This is a genomic window from Streptomyces sp. NPDC004561, from assembly GCF_053602155.1.
On record NZ_JBSGDB010000018.1, the window covers coordinates 23,995 to 41,971 of the forward strand.

General features: G+C 70.2%; 22 protein-coding genes and 2 pseudogenes. 14 read left to right on the forward strand and 10 right to left on the reverse strand.

What is annotated here, in order from left to right; translation table 11 throughout:
* From ACWEN3_RS04335 to ACWEN3_RS04345, 3 genes are all read left to right on the forward strand, one after another.
* Positions 1–775 (forward strand): polyprenyl synthetase family protein (locus ACWEN3_RS04335; protein WP_452965487.1); only part of this gene is annotated, 775 nt, incomplete at its 5' end.
* A 238-nt stretch (positions 776–1,013) separates the two neighbouring features.
* Positions 1,014–1,598, forward strand: a complete 585-nt coding sequence (locus ACWEN3_RS04340; RefSeq protein WP_452965489.1) for a dihydrofolate reductase family protein — start codon at positions 1,014–1,016, stop codon at positions 1,596–1,598.
* Between the two features lie 27 nt (positions 1,599–1,625).
* Positions 1,626–1,958: a DUF952 domain-containing protein gene (locus tag ACWEN3_RS04345; protein WP_452965492.1), complete on the forward strand. Its 333-nt coding sequence runs from the start codon at positions 1,626–1,628 to the stop codon at positions 1,956–1,958.
* A gap of 18 nt (positions 1,959–1,976) precedes the next feature.
* Here the strand turns inward: ACWEN3_RS04345 and ACWEN3_RS04350 are convergent, their stop codons facing one another.
* From ACWEN3_RS04350 to ACWEN3_RS04365, 4 genes are all read right to left on the reverse strand, one after another.
* Positions 1,977–2,393 (reverse strand): VOC family protein, encoded by a 417-nt coding sequence (locus ACWEN3_RS04350; protein WP_452965494.1) that lies wholly within the window; start codon positions 2,391–2,393, stop codon positions 1,977–1,979.
* 44 nt (positions 2,394–2,437) lie between these two features.
* Entirely contained in the window at positions 2,438–2,836 is a 399-nt protein-coding gene (locus ACWEN3_RS04355) for a helix-turn-helix transcriptional regulator (protein ID WP_452965495.1), read from the reverse strand.
* Between the two features lie 164 nt (positions 2,837–3,000).
* Positions 3,001–3,498: an NUDIX domain-containing protein gene (locus ACWEN3_RS04360; protein WP_452965496.1), complete on the reverse strand. Its 498-nt coding sequence runs from the start codon at positions 3,496–3,498 to the stop codon at positions 3,001–3,003.
* Positions 3,499–3,533: 35 nt separating this feature from the next.
* The gene (locus ACWEN3_RS04365; RefSeq protein WP_452965518.1) at positions 3,534–4,892 is read right to left on the reverse strand and encodes a tetratricopeptide repeat protein; all 1,359 of its coding nucleotides are present in this window, start codon (positions 4,890–4,892) and stop codon (positions 3,534–3,536) included.
* Positions 4,893–5,114: 222 nt separating this feature from the next.
* Here ACWEN3_RS04365 and ACWEN3_RS04370 point away from each other — a divergent pair, with 222 nt between their 5' ends.
* The 4 genes from ACWEN3_RS04370 (at position 5,115) to ACWEN3_RS04385 (ending at position 8,156) form a co-directional block, all read left to right on the forward strand.
* Positions 5,115–5,864 carry a hypothetical protein gene (locus ACWEN3_RS04370; protein WP_452965497.1) on the forward strand — a complete coding sequence of 250 codons (750 nt, stop codon included), beginning with the start codon at positions 5,115–5,117 and terminating at the stop codon, positions 5,862–5,864.
* A gap of 81 nt (positions 5,865–5,945) precedes the next feature.
* Complete coding sequence (locus tag ACWEN3_RS04375; protein WP_452965499.1) at positions 5,946–6,857, forward strand: phosphotransferase family protein; 912 nt, start codon at positions 5,946–5,948, stop codon at positions 6,855–6,857.
* 1 nt (position 6,858) lies between these two features.
* The gene (locus ACWEN3_RS04380; RefSeq protein WP_452965500.1) at positions 6,859–7,551 is read left to right on the forward strand and encodes a class I SAM-dependent methyltransferase; all 693 of its coding nucleotides are present in this window, start codon (positions 6,859–6,861) and stop codon (positions 7,549–7,551) included.
* A 26-nt stretch (positions 7,552–7,577) separates the two neighbouring features.
* Positions 7,578–8,156, forward strand: a complete 579-nt coding sequence (locus tag ACWEN3_RS04385) for an HAD domain-containing protein (protein WP_452965502.1) — start codon at positions 7,578–7,580, stop codon at positions 8,154–8,156.
* A gap of 34 nt (positions 8,157–8,190) precedes the next feature.
* Here ACWEN3_RS04385 and ACWEN3_RS04390 read toward each other — a convergent pair.
* A pseudogene (locus ACWEN3_RS04390) lies at positions 8,191–8,375 on the reverse strand (relaxase/mobilization nuclease domain-containing protein); the annotation flags it as partial.
* Positions 8,376–8,383: 8 nt separating this feature from the next.
* Here ACWEN3_RS04390 and ACWEN3_RS04395 point away from each other — a divergent pair.
* Positions 8,384–8,761 (forward strand): annotated as a pseudogene (locus ACWEN3_RS04395) (tyrosine-type recombinase/integrase); the annotation flags it as partial.
* A gap of 7 nt (positions 8,762–8,768) precedes the next feature.
* Here ACWEN3_RS04395 and sodN read toward each other — a convergent pair.
* A complete protein-coding gene (sodN, locus tag ACWEN3_RS04400) occupies positions 8,769–9,164 on the reverse strand; it encodes a superoxide dismutase, Ni (protein WP_171152914.1) in 396 nt (131 codons plus the stop codon).
* A 144-nt stretch (positions 9,165–9,308) separates the two neighbouring features.
* Between sodN and sodX the strand changes: the two genes are divergently transcribed.
* A complete protein-coding gene (gene sodX / locus ACWEN3_RS04405) occupies positions 9,309–9,743 on the forward strand; it encodes a nickel-type superoxide dismutase maturation protease (RefSeq protein ID WP_452965504.1) in 435 nt (144 codons plus the stop codon).
* Here the strand turns inward: sodX and ACWEN3_RS04410 are convergent.
* Positions 9,647–10,276, reverse strand: coding sequence for a CGNR zinc finger domain-containing protein (locus tag ACWEN3_RS04410; RefSeq protein WP_452965505.1), 630 nt, complete (start codon positions 10,274–10,276; stop codon positions 9,647–9,649). The two genes, sodX and ACWEN3_RS04410, sit on opposite strands and share 97 nt — an antisense overlap.
* Before the next feature lie 100 nt (positions 10,277–10,376).
* On the opposite strand from ACWEN3_RS04410, the gene ACWEN3_RS04415 reads away from it, so the two are divergent.
* Complete coding sequence (locus ACWEN3_RS04415; protein WP_452965507.1) at positions 10,377–11,135, forward strand: class I SAM-dependent methyltransferase; 759 nt, start codon at positions 10,377–10,379, stop codon at positions 11,133–11,135.
* 65 nt (positions 11,136–11,200) lie between these two features.
* On the opposite strand, the gene ACWEN3_RS04420 is transcribed toward ACWEN3_RS04415, so the two are convergent.
* Genes ACWEN3_RS04420 through ACWEN3_RS04430 form a run of 3 tightly spaced genes read right to left on the reverse strand, consistent with a single transcriptional unit; the run spans position 11,201 to position 13,937 of the window.
* A complete protein-coding gene (locus ACWEN3_RS04420; protein WP_452965519.1) occupies positions 11,201–11,953 on the reverse strand; it encodes an amino acid ABC transporter ATP-binding protein in 753 nt (250 codons plus the stop codon).
* A 50-nt stretch (positions 11,954–12,003) separates the two neighbouring features.
* Positions 12,004–12,939, reverse strand: a complete 936-nt coding sequence (locus ACWEN3_RS04425; protein WP_452965509.1) for an amino acid ABC transporter permease — start codon at positions 12,937–12,939, stop codon at positions 12,004–12,006.
* Between the two features lie 38 nt (positions 12,940–12,977).
* Positions 12,978–13,937, reverse strand: coding sequence for an ABC transporter substrate-binding protein (locus ACWEN3_RS04430; RefSeq protein ID WP_452965511.1), 960 nt, complete (start codon positions 13,935–13,937; stop codon positions 12,978–12,980).
* A gap of 604 nt (positions 13,938–14,541) precedes the next feature.
* On the opposite strand from ACWEN3_RS04430, the gene ACWEN3_RS04435 reads away from it, so the two are divergent.
* From ACWEN3_RS04435 to ACWEN3_RS04450, 4 genes are all read left to right on the forward strand, one after another.
* Positions 14,542–15,765 carry an NAD(P)-dependent malic enzyme gene (locus ACWEN3_RS04435; RefSeq protein WP_452965513.1) on the forward strand — a complete coding sequence of 408 codons (1,224 nt, stop codon included), beginning with the start codon at positions 14,542–14,544 and terminating at the stop codon, positions 15,763–15,765.
* A gap of 229 nt (positions 15,766–15,994) precedes the next feature.
* Complete coding sequence (locus ACWEN3_RS04440; protein WP_452965515.1) at positions 15,995–16,960, forward strand: zinc-binding dehydrogenase; 966 nt, start codon at positions 15,995–15,997, stop codon at positions 16,958–16,960.
* Between the two features lie 112 nt (positions 16,961–17,072).
* A complete protein-coding gene (locus ACWEN3_RS04445) occupies positions 17,073–17,282 on the forward strand; it encodes a helix-turn-helix domain-containing protein (RefSeq protein ID WP_018571396.1) in 210 nt (69 codons plus the stop codon).
* Complete coding sequence (locus ACWEN3_RS04450) at positions 17,282–17,845, forward strand: Clp protease N-terminal domain-containing protein (protein WP_452965517.1); 564 nt, start codon at positions 17,282–17,284, stop codon at positions 17,843–17,845. Before ACWEN3_RS04445 ends, ACWEN3_RS04450 begins: the two co-directional genes overlap by 1 nt.
* Positions 17,846–17,977: the final 132 nt, after the last annotated feature.

Consider the following 17,977-nt stretch of genomic DNA (forward strand, 5'->3'; position numbering starts at 1 on the left):
ACTGGTGCACAACTTCACGCTGGTGCACGACGACGTGATGCACCGGGACCCCACCCGCCGCCACCGGCCCACGGCCTGGGCGGTGTTCGGCGACCCCGACGCGATCCTCGCCGGGGACGCGCTGCAGGCGCTCGCCCTGCGGCTGCTCGCCGAGGACCCGCACCCCCGCTCCGGACCGGCCGCCGCCCGGCTCACGGCCTGTGTCATGGAGCTGTGCGCCGGGCAGCACACCGACACGGACATGGAGCACCGCGCCCCGGACGAGGTCACCCTCGACGAGGTGCTCGCCATGGCCGAGGCGAAGACCGGCGCGCTGCTGGGCTGCGCCTGCGCCCTCGGCGCGCTCTACGCGGGCGCGGGGGCCGAGGAGGTGGACGCGCTGGACGGCTTCGGCCGGCAGGCCGGGCTCGCCTTCCAGTTGATCGACGACGTCATCGGGATATGGGGTGACCCGCGGCGCACCGGCAAGCCGGCCGGCGCCGACCTCGCGGCCCGCAAGAAGTCCCTGCCGGTGGTGGCGGCGCTCTCCTCTGGCACCCCGGCGGCGGCCGAACTCGCCGCGCTGTACGGGAAGCCGTACATCACCGGGGACGACGAGGGCATCGCACGGACGGCCCTGGCCGTCGAGCAGGCCGGCGGCCGGGAGTGGGCGCAGGCGGAGGCGGCCGACCGGATGGCCCGCGCCATGCAGGAACTGGCCCGCGCGATCCCCGACCCCGAGGCGGCGGGCGGCCTGCTGGCCCTCGCCGAGTTCGTGACCCGGCGCAGCAGCTGAGCGCTGCCTGCTGCCCCGAAGACCCGGAGGCCCCGGGCCCGCCCGTGCGGCTCCTGACCCCGCACGGACCGCCAGGGCCTGCGGACAGGCGGGCCCCGCACATCCCCACAGTGCGCGGGGCCCGCCGCTTGCGCGGACGCGGAATCCCCTTGCACCCACCCCCGGCTCAGTACTACAAATGAAGCACTACAATCGGAGTTGTCAAGACCGCCCGGTCCCTCTACGAGACGAGATCCGCTTGCGCAAGCTCACGTACTTCATCGCCTGCTCGCTCGACGGCTTCATCGGCGACGAGCACGGCGACGCCTCCGCGATGCTCCGCTTCATGGACGAGGAGTACCTGGACTTCCTCAGGACGGAGTTCCCGGAGACGCTGCCCACCCACGCTCGTGAGGCGCTCGGCCTCGGCCACCTGGAGAACCGGCGGTTCGACACCGTCATCCAGGGCCGCGCCAGCTACGAGCTGGCCCTCAAGGAGGGCGTCACCAGCCCCTACGCGCATCTGCGCGAGTACGTCGCCTCCCGCACCCTGGCCGTGTCCCCCGACCCGCACGTCGAGATCGTCGCCGACGACCTGGTCGGCAGGGTCCGCGCGCTGAAGGCGGAGGACGGCGGGCTGGGCGTCTACCTGTGCGGCGGATCGCGCCTCGCCGGGGAACTGCTCGACGAGATCGACGAACTCGTCCTCAAGACCTACCCGATCGTCTACGGCACGGGCATGCCCATGTTCGGCGCCGGCCTCGACATCAAGGAGTTCGCCCTCGACGGGGTCCGCGCCTTCGCCAACGGCGCGCTCGTGCGGACGTACACCAGGAAGCGCTGAGCCCGCGGCGGACCGTAGCGTGGGCCCATGCCGAAACTGCCCGACATCTTCCACGTCACCGAGCGTTCCCTGTGGGAGGCGGCGCGCGAGCGCGGCACCTACGAGGTGTCGACCCGCGGCCGCACCCTCCAGGAGGAGGGCTTCATCCACTGCTCCACCCGCGAACAGCTCCCGCGTGTCGCGGAGTTCCTCTACGGCGACTACGACGGCCCCGACGAACTGGTCGTCCTCGTCGTGGACCCGGCCCGTGTGGACGCACCGGTGAAGTACGAGCCGGCCAAGCCCGGCGGCGAGGAGTTCCCCCACGTCTACGGTCCGCTGCCGGTCACGGCCGTGGTGGACGTGGAGCCCTGGGGGTAGTCAGCTGCGGGCGGGTCCTCAGCCGGCGGGGCGCTGGAAGCAGCGCAGCAGGTTTCCCGCCGGGTCGCGGAAGGCGCAGTCACGGACGCCCCACGGCTGGTCCGTCGGCTCCTGGAGCACGTCGGCGCCGGACTCCCGCAGCCGGACCCACAGCGCGTCGCAGTCGTCGGTGGCCAGGATGACACCGCGCAGCATGCCCTTGGCGAGCAGCTCGGCGAGCGCCTGCTTGTCCGCCGGGGAGGCGTCCGGGTTCGCGCCGGGCGGCTCCAGCACGATCTCCACCTCGGGCTGGTGCGGCGAGCCGACGGTCACCCACCGCATCCCCTCGAAGCCCACGTCGTTGCGGACCTCCAGGCCGAGCACGTCACGGTAGAAGGCGAGGGCCTTGTCGTGGTCGTCCACGGCGATGAAGCACTGCGCGAGTCTCACGTCCATGGGATCACGCTAGGCGCACCCCGGCGGCCGTGCGAGTGATCGGGTCAGTACAGCCGGCGGCGCGGGCGGGTGAACGTACGGGCCACACAGGACGGGATCACCGCGGCCGGCTCGTGCGAACGCGCCCGGTAGGCGCTGGGCGTCTCCCCGACCAGCTCGGTGAACCGGGAGCTGAACGAGCCGAGCGAGGTACAGCCGACGGCGAGGCACACCTCGGTCACCGTGAGGTCGCCCCGGCGCAGCAGCGCCTTGGCCCGCTCGATCCGGCGGGTCATCAGATAGCTGTACGGCGTCTCGCCGAACGCCTTGCGGAAGCTGCGCTGGAAGTGGCCGGGGGACATCAGGGCGCCGCGGGCCAGCTCGGCCATGTCGAGCGGCTCGGCGAACTCACGGTCCATCCGGTCGCGCACCCGCCGCAGCCGCCTCAGGTCCTCCAGGGTCACGCCCACCAGCTTGGCACAGGGCACCGACACTCTGGAATGGAACATTTTCGCACAGAATCGCACAAAAAGAGCCTGTGGCGACAGGCCATGCTCTCCCGCTCTTCAGATCGGGGAACTTCAACGCCGGTCCCTTCAGCCCTCCATGAGGAGTGTTGGCGTTCCTATCACCAGCCGTCGAGGGACACTCCCGGACCACCCGCGAAGTAGCGGTGGAGGGCACTGGCGGTGGTGTCCACGAACTCCGCGGGGATGGCGTCGGCATCGACCCAGCGGACCTGGGCGTGCTTGCGCGGTTCTCGGTTTTCGGGTTCGCCGGTCCATTCGTGGGCGGTGAAGACGACGGTGAGGAAGCCGTTGGGGGCCTCCACACCCCAGGCGCCGTGGATGACGTGGGCGACCTTCAGGGACTCCGGCTTCACGGTCAGACCGGTCTCTTCGTAGAGCTCCCGCACTGCCGTCTCTGTGATGGGCTCACCGGGTTCGCTCTTGCCGACGGGTAGATCCCACATGCCCTGGGCGAACTTGGCGTTCTGGCTGCGCTGGAGGAGGACGACGCGGTTGGTGGCTTTGTCGTGGACGATGACGGCGGCGACCAGCAGGGTCATGGATTCGAGCGCGGGCGGCAGGGCTTCGGGCTGGGCGTCGGTTGTCCGCTGAGCCACGGCTGGTGTCCCTTCGTCGGCCGGATGGTGGCAGCTTAGGCCAGTGCTTCGCGTGCGCGGCGGGCGAGTTCGGCGGCTCCGGGCACTTTGCGGCGCTGGTAGATGGAGAGGTTGGAGCGGAGCGAGGTGATCGCTTTGCGGGTGCGGTCGGAGGTCATGCCCTCCATCAGGGTCAGGGCCTGCGCCCAGGCGGCGACGGCCTCGTCGGCGCGGGCCTGGGTGGCGAGGCTGTCGCCGAGGTCGGCGTAGGTGAGGGCGTGGACGCGCTTGTACTTCTCGGGGTCCCAGCGCACCAGGGCATCGCGGTGTTGTTGTTCGGTGCCGACGTGGTCGGCGAGGTCGGTCAGGGTGCGGGCGGTGTGGCTGGCGACGGTGCCGGCCGCGGGGCCGCTGACGCGGGAGTAGCTGGGCTGGGGGCCGTCGTCGCGCAGGAGGGCGTCCTCGGCGGCGAGCAGGGCGCGAGCCGCTGCGGACTTCTCGCCGACTGCTGCGTAGGCGCGGGCGTGGGTGATGTGCAGCAGTGCCTCGGTCTGGCCGTCGACATGGCCCAGGCCGCGGGTGAGGGCGCCTTCGACAAGGTCGACGCAGTGGTGGGGCTGTTTGAGGCTCAGTGCCTGGTGGGCGAGAGCGCGCATCATCCAGGCGGCGTGACCGCGCGGGTCGGCTTCGCAGGCGAGTTGGTAGCCGACCTGGTAATAGCGCTGGGCGGCGCCTTCCTGGCCGAGGTCGTGGTGCTTCCACCCAGCGAGGTACGCGAGTTCGGCGACGGCACCGAAGGCCGCTTGCCGTAGCACTTCGTTCGGGAAGCGTCCGCGGAGCATGGGAGCGGCGGTGTCGGCGAGGTAGGCGGTGACCGTGGTCAGGCCGTGGCCGCCACCGAGGCGTTCATCGGCCGCGCTGAAGGCCGCGGTGATCTGCCCAACGACGTCCACGTCCTCGATCCCGACCACCGAACTGCCGGTGCGGGCCCGCAGCATGCGGGCGGTGGCCTCGTGGTCGTGGAAGAGCGGCATCGCCACCCCGGCCGTGGTGAAGGCGGCCACGGCAAGGAAGCGGCGGCGTTCGACGTCGGCACGGCCCAGATCGGTGGCGGCCAGAACCGGATCGGGCTCCTGCGCCACCGTAGTTTCGGGTGCTCGAAGGCCAATCTCGACCAGAGTGATGGGGCGGCCTGTCCGGCGGGACAGCGCCTCAGCGAGGTACTGGCCGGTCCGTCCGGTCGGCTGGCGTGTGCCGTTCACCCAGTGGGAGACGGCCGACTTGTTGGTCTGGAGGATCTCGCCGTTCTCGGCCGCGATACGCCGGATGTCCTTCGCCAGAGCCTCGAAGGTGCAGCCGATCCCCTGGATCACCTCACGCAGGCGGGAGTTGGGACCTCTCGGCGCTGCAACGATCGCCTCCGCTCCAGAGCTGTAAACCGCGTATACCGCTTCAACTGCCTCTCACCGTACCCACTGTGCGTGACGGCGGGTTCACTAAACATCAGCCGCCCGGTCCCGGTCCGACACCGTGACCAGGCTCCCCCTTCGGCCGGGCGGCCCCCGAAGTTCCGTACGCCTACACCGGGTTCGGGCATTCCTGTTGCCCGAACCCGGCCGATCAGAGACGGAGACACGGTGACCACCATCGAAACCGCGGCCATCACGGTCGTACTGCCCGAGGCGTTCGACGAGCGCTGGAGCCGCCTGCCCGGCATCCAGGTCGACGGCCGGCGCATCACCATCGACCCGGCCGAGTACTTCTTCCGCTTCGAGCCCAACACGTGGCTCGTCGCCGACTGGGAGCTGGTGAAGTCCCAGCTCTTGGACGTGCAGGAGACGAGGGAGAATGCGGTCGAGCAACTCGCGCTGGGCTTCATCAAGGCGCACGCCGAGTCCACCTCGGACGCCGCTCGCGTGCTGTCCACCGCGTACGAGGTGTACGCCTATCTCTTCCGTGACGAGCACCTCTCCGGCCTCGGCCTGCCGCAGATCACCGCCGAGCACCTGCGGATGCTGCGCGAGGCCTCCACGCTGATGGCGCTGAACAAGGTCGAGCTGGACGGGCACATCTCCAACGTCGGCCCGTGCTGGTTCTTCCCCGCCGCCACCTCCGTCGTCTTCAACCTGGACGACGAGATGGGCGGGACGCTCGACGAGGTCTACCACGGCGGCTGGTTCAACGAGCACCGCCGCATCGAGTCCATCAAGGCCCACGCCGCCCTCGGCGGCCGACTCGTGCACGGCTGCCAGTCCGTGCCGGACCAGTCCGGTGGAGTCGTCGCGCCCTACGGTGCGTCGATGACCGCCTTCCGCGACGACCTCGCGGCCTTCACGTCCGACTGGATCGAGCAGGTCTACGCCCATCGCGTGAGCCCTGCCGCGTAGCACCCACCGCACGCCAGGCTCCGGGGCGGGCCGGCACCTCTCGCCCGCCCCGGACGCCCCCAACCTCCCTGGAGCCCCCACGTGACTGCGAACCCCAGCGCCGAACTCCTCGACAATCTGCTCACCATGGCCGGACGGACCAGCGCCGTGCGCGAGGAGGTGCGCGTGTGGTCCATGTCCGGTGTCGAGCGCCTGACCTTCCCCGACGTCAGCACCGCGATCTTCAAGTACGCGAAGCGGCCCTTCGACGGCGAGGACCAGGCCCTCCGTCTGGCACACACGCTCGGCGTCCCCGTCCCACGGGTTCACGCCTCCGCCGTCCTGGACGGCTGGCTCGGCATGCTCATGGAAGACCTCGGCACGGCCGTCCGCGACGCTGACGATCTCGACGGCACCGCCGCGGCCGTGGTCCTGCACGGCACCCGCACGGCTGCCGCCCTGCCCGTCCTCGACCAGACCCGCCTCCGCTCGCTGCCGAACCGGGGTCGGGAGCACCTCGCCCGGCTCCGCAAGGCCGAACGCTGGCAGGACGCGGACGACGTCGAGGACGCGCTCGATCGGATTGCCCAGGCCGCCGAGGCGCGCTCGGCCGGTACGACCGTGGCCCCGTTCGGCTGGGTGCACTCCGAGTTCCACCCCACCAGCCTCCACATCGGCCAACACGGCTGGCGGCTGCTGGACTTCGCCCGCGCCTTCACCGGCCCCGGACTGCTCGACCTCGCCAGCTGGCACGGCACCCTCGACACCCCCGACCCCGTACGCCTCCGTATCTTCTTGGAGCAGTACGTGACCGCCGGTGGTACCCCCGATGCCCTGGCCCGGCGAGGCGGGCTGACCGCCGAGAAATGGGCACTGGGCTGGCACCGCATGTGGGCTGTCGAGTGGTTCATGGAGCAGTCCATCCGCTGGATCAACGACCCGGCCACCGACCCCGCCTACCTCAAGGCCGTACGACGCCACCTCACCGACGTCCTCCACCTCCTGGAGGTCTGACGTGCTCGCCCAAGCTTCCCCCTGGTACGTCCACGCCCTCCAGCGCACCACGGCCAGCCCCGCCGAGCCGCTGTCCGTACCCGCACGGATGGAATGGACCACGCGGCCAGGCAGCGGACCCGGTGCCGAGATCCTCGGACCGGACCTGCGCCGCAAGCGACTGCTGGAACTCGGCTGCGGCCCCGGCCACAATGCCGCCCACCTCGCCACCCGCTACGGCGCCCAGGTCACCGGCGTCGACCTCGTCGGCCTGCAGGTCCGCCGAGCCCGCTCGCACTACGGCCGACTGAACAACCTGACCTTCGTCGCCGGCCATGCCCTGCACTACCTGCAAGCCTCCGACGAACCCTTCGACGCTATCTACTCCGTCTTCGGAGCCATCGGCCTGGTAGCCCCCGAACTCTCGCTCCCGGCCATCGCCCAGCGCCTCAAACCCGGGCGCACCTTCGCGTTCTCCGTCCCTCACCCCCAGCGCGGCGACCTGCGCCCCGCCACCGATGACCGACCTCGCCGGGACTACGTCACCCTCCCCGACCGCACCCGACTACCCATCGCCCGCTGGGACTTCGACGCCGACCGCTGGGAGAAACACCTCGATCGCGCCGGCCTCTGGCTCACGTCCGCCCAGGAGTTCCACGACGCTCGTCACAGCCTCTGGCCCAACACTCTGCTGATCACCGCGCGCAAACTCTGACCCCGCCCCAACCCCCGGGAGGACCGGTGCGCCCGCCCTACCTGCTCCTCGACGTCGACGGCGTCCTCATACCTTTCCCCGCCGCCGATGGGACCACCCCGGCCACCCACGGCCGCCACGATGTCGTACCTTCCGGCCGCAGCGCTGACGACCCGGTCACCGTCTGGCTCAGCCCCACCCATGGCCCCTTGCTCATGGACGTGATACGAACCGGGCTGGTTACCCCGGTCTGGTGCACCAGCTGGCGCCGCGACGCCAGCACACTGATCGGGCCGCTCCTCGGCCTCCCGTCCCTGCCATACGTCGACCTCCCGCGTCCGCAGATCCGCACCAGCCACCCCAACGGCTATCTCTGGAAACGAGACCATGTCGATGTCTGGCTGGGCGACAAACCTGTTGCTTGGGTCGACGATGACTTCACCGCCCTCGACCAGGCTTGGGCAGCAGAGCGCACGGCGCGTGGCATGGCGACTCTCCTGGTCCAGCCTGATCCCCACATCGGGTTGTTGGCCGAGCACCTGGCTGAGGTCATGGGATGGGTCGGCCGCTTGTCCGTCGTGCGAGCCGGCGAATCCGCTCCTCCTCCTGGAGCCGAAGTACCCTGAAGTGATCACAGAGCAGGACGTCAACACCGCCTGAGGCGGGATCGGCGAGGACTCGGTCGGCGTGGTCGGGAAGGGATGCGCGCAGATCCTGCTCGAAGCGGCTGGTGGTGGGGCGCGGGGCTCGTCGGGTGAGATCCGCCAGGACCGGCGCGCCTCTTGGCAACCGGCCTGTAGGTGGGGGATGGCTTACCCAGCTGATGCGGCCTGCTGCTCGTGGTCGCTCTCCTGGTATGGAGGAGGACGAGCCTCTGAACCACCGTCGCTGGAAGACGGAGTGGAACCGCGCCCGCAGGACGCTCCAGGCTGCGGAGGACGAGGCGGCTGAGCGTGAGGGCCGCAAGCCCGTCGAACTGCCGCACATGGTGACCCACGACCTGCGCCACTTCTACGCCTCCGCCCTCATCGCCGGCGGAGCGAGCGTCAAGCAGGTTCAGCTAGTCCTCGGCCACGCGTCCGCCGTCATCACACTGCGGATCTACGCGCACCTCTGGCCGGGTGAAGAAGACCGCACCCGGACCCTCATGGACGCCGTGCTCGGCGGCCTGCGGACCGGGTGCGGACAGGGAGACACTGCAACCAAAGAAATCGCAGGTCAGACGGCATGATCCAAGATCAGGCCTTCTTGGTCTCCCAGAAGATCTTGTCGATCTGGGCGATGTAGTCGAGGGCCTTCTGGCCCGTCGCCGGGTCGGTGGACGCCTTGGCGGCCGAGAGGGCCTTCAGGGTGTCGTTGACCAGCTGGTGCAGCTCCGGGTACTTCTCGAAGTGCGGGGCCTTGAAGTAGTCGCTCCAGAGGACGGAGACGTGGTGCTTCGCGAGCTCCGCGCGCTGCTCCTTGATGACGGTGGCACGCGTCTGGAAGTGGGGGTCGTCGTTACCGGCCATCTTTTCCTGGACGGCCTTCACCGACTCCGCCTCGATGCGGGCCTGGGCCGGGTCGTACACGCCGCAGGGCAGGTCGCAGTGGGCGCTGACCTTGACCTTGGGGGCAAACAGGCGGGAAAGCATGGAGCATTCCTTCCTCGTGATCGTCTTCTCAGGTGCGACATTACTCCCTGAGGGACCTGTTTTCGTGAGTGCCCCCTAGGGCTTAGGACAAAAGTCCAGGGTGAGACTGAGACTGGTGGAGGAACGGACCGGGGAGGTGCCGGGATGCCGGAGCTGTCGCAGGAGACCGAGCGGGGGAGGGCCGCCGCGCCGTTCGGGCTGGCCGAGGTCACGGGGCCGTCCATGGTGCCCACCCTCCAGCACGGTGACCAGCTGCTGGTGCGTTACGGGGGGCCGGTCAGGCCCGGTGACGTCGTGGTCCTGCGTCATCCGTTCCAGCAGGACCTGCTGGTCGTCAAGCGTGCCGTGGAGCGGCGCGAGGGCGGCTGGTGGGTGCTCGGGGACAACCCGTACGCGGGCGGGGACAGCACCGACTACGGGGTCGTCCCGGAGGAGCTGATCCTGGGCCGGGCGTGGTTCCGCTACCGGCCGCCGCGCGCCGGTCAGCGCTCGCCGCTGGCGCTGGCGCGCTGGGCGTTCTCGGCCGCGAGGCCGCTGCTGAGCGACCGGTCGGCCTCCAGGCGCTTGCGGGCCCGGTAGGCGGCCACGTTCGCGCGGGTCGCGCACCGGTCGGAGCAGTAGCGCCGGGAGCGGTTGGTGGAGGTGTCCAGGTAGGCGTTGCGGCAGGGCGCCGCCTGGCACAGGCCGAGGCGGTCCACGCCGTACTCGGTCAGATGGAAGGCGAGGCCCATCGCGGCGATCGCCGCGTAGCCGGCGGTGGCGTTGGACGGGTGGTCGGCCAGGTGCATGTGCCACAGGGGGCGGTCGTCCTCGTCGCGGTGGTCGTGGCCGGAGATCTGCGGACTCACCGGGAACTCCAGCAGCAGTGAGTTCAGCAGGTCCACCGCGAGGGTCTCGTCGCCCCCGTCGGCCGCCTCGAAGACCGCGCGCAGCCGGGCCCGGACCGAACGGAAGCGGGTGACGTCGGCGTCGGTGGCGCGGCGGGCCGCCGACGCGTTGGCGCCGAAGAGGTCGCGGACGGCCTCGACAGAGGTCAGGGAGTCCTTGCCCCGGGCCGGTTCCTCGCTGTTGACGAGCCGTACGGCGTAATCCGAGTAATAGGCCAGTTCCACTTGTAGTCCTTACGGAGGCGCTCTATCGTCATGTCTGCGGTCGGGTAACAGCCGGTCGTGCTTCCAGGGTATTACGCAACCTAGGGGAGAGGCGGTTTCCATGACCACGAGTGCCGGAACCGACTGGGCGGCCTGGCAGGACAGCTGGGACCGGCAGCAGGAGTGGTACATGCCGGACCGCGAGGAACGCTTCCGGATCATGCTCGACATGGTCGAGGCGCTCGTCGGCACCGCCCCGCGGGTGCTCGACCTCGCCTGCGGCACCGGCAGCATCACCGCCCGGCTGCTCGCCCGGTTCCCGGAGGCCACCAGCACCGGCGTCGACCTCGACCCGGCCCTGCTCGCCATCGCGCGCGGCACCTTCGAGGGCGACGGCCGAGTCTCCTTCGTGACCGCCGACCTCAAGGACCCCGACTGGCCGGCGGAGCTGCCGTACGACTCCTACGACGCCGTCCTCACCGCGACGGCCCTGCACTGGCTGCACAGCGAACCCCTCGCGGCCCTCTACGGTCGGGTCGCGGAACTGGTCCGCGACGGCGGTGTGTTCATGAACGCGGACCACATGATCGAGGAGAGCACGCCGCGTATCAACGCGGCCGAGCGCGCCCTGCGGCACGCCCGTATGGATCAGGCCAAGCGGGACGGCGCCCTGGACTGGGCCGAGTGGTGGCAGGTCGCCGCGCAGGACCCGGTCCTCGCCGAACCGACCGCCCGCCGCTTCGAGATCTACGGCGAGCACGCCGACGGGGAGATGCCGTCCGCCGCCTGGCACGCGCGCGTGCTGCGCGAGAAGGGCTTCGGCGAGGCCCGACCGGTGTGGTGCTCGCCCTCGGACACCCTGCTCCTCGCCCTCAAGTAGCGGGCGGACAGGGAAAAGGGGCGGTACGGGAATGCCGTACCGCCCCTCTCCGCGTGGCCGCGTGCCTACAGCACCTTCGACAGGAACGACTGGGTGCGCTCGTGCCGCGGGTTGGTCAGCACCTCCCGCGGATGGCCGGATTCGACCACCACGCCCTCGTCCATGAACACCAGGCTGTCGCCCACCTCGCGGGCGAAGCCCATCTCGTGGGTGACGACGACCATGGTCATGCCGGACTCGGCGAGGTCGCGCATGACGTCCAGGACGTCGCCGACCAGCTCCGGGTCCAGGGCCGAGGTCGGCTCGTCGAACAGCATCAGCTTCGGGTCCATCGCCAGGGCCCGGGCGATCGCCACCCGCTGCTGCTGGCCGCCGGAGAGCTGCGAGGGGTAGTGCCCGGCCCGGTCGGCCAGCCCCACGCGCTCCAGCAGCTGCATCGCCCGCTCCCGGGCCCCGGCCTTGTTCAGGCCCTTGACCTGGACCGGCGCCTCCATGACGTTCTCCAGCGCCGTCATGTGCGGGAACAGGTTGAAGCGCTGGAAGACCATGCCGATGTCCCGGCGCTTCATGGCGACCTCGCGGTCGCGCAGCTCGTACAGCTTCTCGCCCTGCTGGCGGTAGCCGACCAGCTCGCCGTCGACGTACAGCCGCCCGGCGTTGATCTTCTCCAGGTGGTTGATGCAGCGCAGGAAGGTCGACTTGCCGGAGCCGGAGGGGCCGATGAGGCAGAACACCTCGCCCGGCCGCACCTCCAGGTCGATGCCCTTGAGCACCTCGACATGGCCGAAGGACTTGTGCACGCCCTCCGCCCTGACCATCGGGACGGTCCCGGCCGGCGAGGTGTCCTGCGTCTTGATCGGCTCGTCGGTCATGCCGTGACCACCTTCCTGCTCGAGAAGGTCGTCAGGTGCGCCCTGACCTTCTGCCACGGGGTCGGCGGGAGGCTGCGGCTGGAGCCGCGGGCGTAGTACCGCTCGATGTAGTACTGGCCCACGCTCAGCACCGAGGTCATGATCAGGTACCAGGCCGCGGCGAGGAAGTACATCTCCACCGGGGCGCCGGAGTTCTGGCCGATGTCCTGGGCGTAGCGGAACAGCTCGGGATACTGGACGGCCGCCACGAGCGAGGTCGTCTTCAGCATGTTGATCACTTCGTTGCCCGTCGGCGGCACGATCACGCGCATCGCCTGCGGGATGATCACCCGGCGCAGGGTCTTGCCGTGGCTCATGCCCAGCGCCTGGGCCGCCTCGGTCTGGCCCTCGTCCACCGCGAGCAGGCCGGCCCGGCAGATCTCCGCCATGTACGCCGCCTCGTTCAGGCCCAGGCCGAGCAGCGCCGTCAGCAGCGGCGTCATGAAGTTCGACCAGTAGTCCTTGTAGAACGGCATCAGGTTGATGTACTCGAAGACCAGGCCCAGGTTGAACCACAGGAACAGCTGGACCAGGACCGGCGTGCCGCGGAAGAACCAGATGTAGAACCAGGCGATCGACGAGGTCACCGGGTTCTTCGACAGCCGCATGATCGCCAGGACGATGCCGCCGACGATGCCGATCACCATCGACAGGACCGTCAGCAGCAGGGTCTTGCCGACACCGGTCATGATCCGGTGGTCGAAGAAGTACTCCGGTACCGCGTGCCAGTTGATCTTGCCCTGGCCGAACGCGTAGACGATCGCGACGAGGATCGCGATGGCGACGACGGCGGACACATAGCGTCCGTAGTGCCGGACCGGGATGGCCCTGATGGCTTCCGGGCCGGCCGGGGGAGTGTCCCGCTCCCCGGCCGTCTTCTCGATGTCAGTCACGGGTGTTGCCTCTCGGTGGCCGCTTCGTCTGCCGCGGGTCAGTTGCCGCCGTTGATCGCGGACTCCTTGACGGCGCCGTCCTGGGCGCCCCACTTCTCGAGGATCTTCTGGTACTCGCCGCTCTTGACGATCGCGTTCATCGCGGCCTGCAGCGCGTCGCGCAGCTGGGTGTCGTTCTTGGCGACGGCGATGCCGTACGGCGCCGCCTCGACCTGGTCGCCGACGATCTGGAAGTCCTTGCCGCCGCCGGAGGTCTTCACCGCGTACGCGGCCACCGGGAAGTCGGAGGAGGCCGCGTCCACACCGCCCGAGCGCAGCCGGGTCTGGGACTGCTGGTCGTCGTCGAACGCCTCGATGGCGAGCTTCTTGCCGGTCGGACACTTCTTGGCCTCCTGCTTGGCCAGGTCCTCCGACACCGTGCCGCGCTCGACGGCGATCTTCTTGCCGCACAGGTCGGTCCAGCCGGTGATGCCCTTGGTGTCGCCCTTGCGGGCGTAGATCGAGACACCGGCGGTCAGGTAGTCGACGAAGTCGACGCCCTCGCCGACCTTCTTGCCCGTGTCCGGGTCGATGCCCTGCTGGCGGTTCTTGTTGTCCGTCATCGCGGACATGGCTATGTCGTAGCGGCCCGAGCGCAGACCGGTGAGCAGGGCGTCGAAGGTGCCGTTCTGGAAGTCCAGCTTCACGCCGAGCTGCTTGCCCATGGCGGCGGCGAGGTCCGGGTCCAGACCGACGACGTTGCCCGAGGAGTCCTTGAACTCCACCGGGGCGTACGCGATGTCCGAGCCGACCTCGATCTTGCCCTTGCTCCGGATCTCCTTGGGGAGCTTGTCGGCCAGCGGGGCGCTGCTCGTCGAGGAGCTGCCGGAGTTGCCGCTCTTGCCCTTCGTCTGGTCACCGCAGCCGGTGAGCAGCAGGGAGCCTGCGACCGCGACGGCAGCGACCGCAGCCAGAGGGGAGCGTGCGGCGGTCGTACGACGGCTGGAGCTTGCGGTCATCGTGGGTTCCTCCGGCGTATGGGAAGAGGTTGCCGACGGGTCGACGTGAACACACACCATCGGGTGTTGCGACCCCCTGGGTTTACCGCATCTTGCCATTCGGACTACGCCATTCAGGGGCGCCGTGATGTCAAAATCGCATAACGGGTGACCCCCGAACCCCGTCAGGCCGGTCCATCCCTGGGTCCTGTGCACCGGACCATCTGCGGGAACGTCGCCCTCCGGCCGGAAAATCTCCGGCACATCTCAGGATGCGGACTGCCGCACTCAGGGCTTTCGCATCGTTCGAGTCCGTGTCGAGCCTTCCTCCGCAGGTCCCCGGTAGACCGTCATGGAGGGGGCGGCCCACCCGTCAGCGGCGCGTCACCTCCGTGTGGCTTTCTGGTTCCGAGATGTGACCTTGCACCTAATGGACTCGTCGCAGGCACCGTCCGTCCGGTAAGAAGGTTCTTTACACCCCTCATCCGGGGCTCAGGGCGCGTGTGCGGCGCGCCCGTCGCGTATTGCTCGTACGTATCCGCAATCGGGCCGTACGCGGTGCCCGCCCACCCCTCACCAGGAGTGGTCGACCCTCAAACCATGCATACCTAAGGGGTAAAACAAAGTGGCAGCGGAGATCGTCAATCCTCGCAGCGACAGCAATACGGATCAGGACGGCGGGGCCGAGCCCCTCGATTCCTTCGATCCGGCGTTCGCGCTGCACCGCGGCGGCAAGATGGCCGTGCAGGCCACCGTGCCGATCCGCGACAAGGACGACCTTTCCCTCGCGTACACGCCCGGCGTCGCGCGCGTGTGCTCCGCGATCGCGGAGCAGCCGGAGCTGGTCAACGACTACACATGGAAGTCCTCGGTGGTCGCCGTCGTGACCGACGGCACCGCGGTGCTCGGACTCGGGGACATCGGTCCCCAGGCCTCCCTCCCCGTGATGGAGGGCAAGGCGATCCTGTTCAAGCAGTTCGGCGGAGTCGACGCGGTGCCGATCGCGCTCGACTGCACCGACGTGGACGACATCGTCGAGACCGTCGTCCGGCTCGCTCCCTCGTTCGGCGGAGTGAACCTGGAGGACATTTCGGCGCCCCGGTGCTTCGAGATCGAGCGCCGTCTCCAGGAGCGCCTCGACATCCCGGTCTTCCACGACGACCAGCACGGCACGGCCGTCGTGACGCTCGCGGCGCTGCGCAACGCGGCGCGCCTCAGCGGGCGGGAGATCGGGCAGCTGCGCGCGGTCATCTCCGGCGCCGGCGCGGCCGGTGTCGCCATCGCCAAGATGCTGGTCGAGGCCGGCATCGGCGATGTGGCCGTGGCGGACCGCAAGGGTGTCGTCTCGGCCGACCGGCAGGACCTGACCCCGGTCAAGCGCGAGCTGGCCGGCTTCACGAACAAGGCCGGCGTCACCGGCTCGCTGGAGGACGCCCTCGCGGGCGCGGACGTCTTCATCGGCGTCTCCGGCGGCACGGTCGCCGAGGAGGCCGTGGCCTCCATGGCCAAGGGGGCCTTCGTGTTCGCGATGGCCAACCCGAACCCCGAGGTGCACCCCGACGTCGCGCACAAGTACGCGGCCGTCGTCGCCACCGGGCGCTCGGACTTCCCGAACCAGATCAACAACGTGCTGGCCTTCCCCGGGATCTTCGCGGGCGCGCTGCAGGTGCGGGCCACGCGGATCACCGAGGGCATGAAGATCGCCGCGGCGGAGGCGCTGGCCGCGGTGGTCGGTGACGACCTCGCCGCCGACTACGTGATCCCCTCGCCGTTCGACGAGCGGGTCGCGCCGGCGGTCACGGCGGCCGTCGCGGCCGCCGCCCGTGCGGAGGGCGTCGCCCGTCGCTGACGTCGTGCGAGAAGGGGCCCCGTCCGCCCGGACGGGGCCCCTTTCCCTTTCGGCCCGCCGCCCGGACGGGGCCCCTTTCCCTTCCCGGCCGCCGCCCGGCTCGGGCGCCGACACGGTGCGCCGGGACGGCGATGATCGTCTGCGCCGTGCGGGTGCCCTTGTGCAAGAGGGCATGTGTCACAGAGCCGCCTGGTTCCGTCGGCTGCACGGCGCACCTATCGTCGACCCCATGTTCGCTGCCTACGCCGCCCGAATCGACCGCGACCAGCCGCTCAGCGGCCTCGAGTTGGGGGAGCGTCCGGCTCCCGAGGCCCGTCCCGGCTGGAGCACCATCGATGTGCGCGCCGCTTCCCTCAACCACCACGACCTCTGGTCCCTGCGCGGTGTCGGCCTCACGGAGGACCGGCTGCCGATGATCCTCGGCTGCGACGCCGCCGGGGTCGACGAGGACGGCAACGAGGTCGTCCTGCACTCCGTCATCGGCCAGACCGGCCACGGCGTCGGCCCGGACGAGCCGCGCTCCATCCTCACCGAGCGCTACCAGGGCACCTTCGCCGAGCAGGTCGCCGTGCCGACCTTCAACGTGCTGCCCAAGCCGAAGGAGCTGTCCTTCGCCGAGGCCGCCTGTCTGCCGACCGCCTGGCTGACGGCGTACCGGATGCTGTTCACCAACGCCGGGGTGCGGCCCGGTGACTCGGTCCTCGTGCAGGGCGCGGGCGGCGGTGTCGCCACGGCCGCGATCGTGCTGGGCAAGGCGGCCGGTCTGCGGGTCTTCGCCACCAGCCGGGACGAGTCGAAGCGGAAGCGGGCCATGGAGCTCGGGGCGGTGGAGGCCGTGGAGTCGGGGGCGCGGCTGCCGCAGCGGGTGGACGCCGTCATCGAGACCGTGGGCGCCGCCACCTGGTCCCACTCGGTGAAGTCCCTGCGGCCCGGCGGGACGCTCGTCATCTCCGGTGCCACCAGCGGGGACCGGCCCTCGCACGCCGAGCTGACGCGGATCTTCTTCCTGGAACTGAAGGTGGTCGGCTCCACCATGGGCACCAAGGACGAGCTGGAGGATCTGCTCTCCTTCTGCGCCGCGACCGGTGTACGGCCCGTCATCGACGAGGTGCTGCCGATGGACCGGGCCCGGGAGGGCTTCGAACGGCTGGAGTCCGGGGAGCAGTTCGGCAAGATCGTGCTCACCAATTCCTGACGTCCCCTCGGCCGGGGAGCGTGCGGCGGGTCCGGGGTGCCGGACCCGCCTTTTTCGGCCCCGCATGTCAACCTCGGTTGACATGGGCGGGATGTCAATGTAAGTTGACATCATGACCGAGGCAACCGATCTCGCCGAGCGTGCCGGCGACCGTGATCCGCGGGTCGGACTGCGGGCCGTGGCCGCACTGCGCAGGCTGCTGGAGCAGCTGGAGGCGGTGCAGGTGCGCAGTGCGCGCAATCAGGGCTGGTCGTGGCAGGAGATCGCCGCGGAGCTCGGCGTCAGCAGGCAGGCCGTGCACAAGAAGTACGGGAGGCAGTGATGTTCGAACGCTTCACCAAGGACGCCCGCGAGGTCGTGAAGGGGGCGGTCGCGGACTGCGACCGCACGGGGGTGCGGTCCGTCGGCCCCGAGCATCTGCTGCTCGCCCTTCTCGACCGGGAGGGCGGTCGCGCCTCCTTCGCGCTGGCCGCCCTCGGCCTCGCGGAACGCCGGGAGCCGGTACGACAGGCCCTGGAGGAGGCGCGGCGGCGGGCCGGACTGACCCGGGCCGACGCGGACGCGCTGGCCGGGCTGGGCATCGACGTGTCGGAGATCGTGGCCCGGGTCGAGGAGGCGCACGGCGTCGGGGCGATGTCCGGCGACCGGGACGCCGGGTCGCGGCCGGGGCGCCGGACGGCCTTCGGCCGGGAGGCGAAGGGCGTGCTGGAGAAGGCCCTGCGGGTCGCACTCGCCCGCCGTGACCGGCACATCGGTGACGAGCACCTGTTGCTGGCGCTCACCGCCGTGCAGGGCGTGGCGGCGGAGGTACTGGCGGACGAGGGGGTCACCTACGAGTCGGTGACGAGGGTGCTCTACGGGACGGGGGTGGCGGAGGCGGGCTGAGAGGGGCGGGGCGGTGGGGGAGCCCTCGGCCCCGCTCGGCCGGCTGGAGGGCCCGTCTGGGGGGGGGGGGGGCCGGGCCCCCCCGGGCCCCCCCCCCCCCCCCGCGCGGCGGGCGGTGGGGGGGGTGAGAAC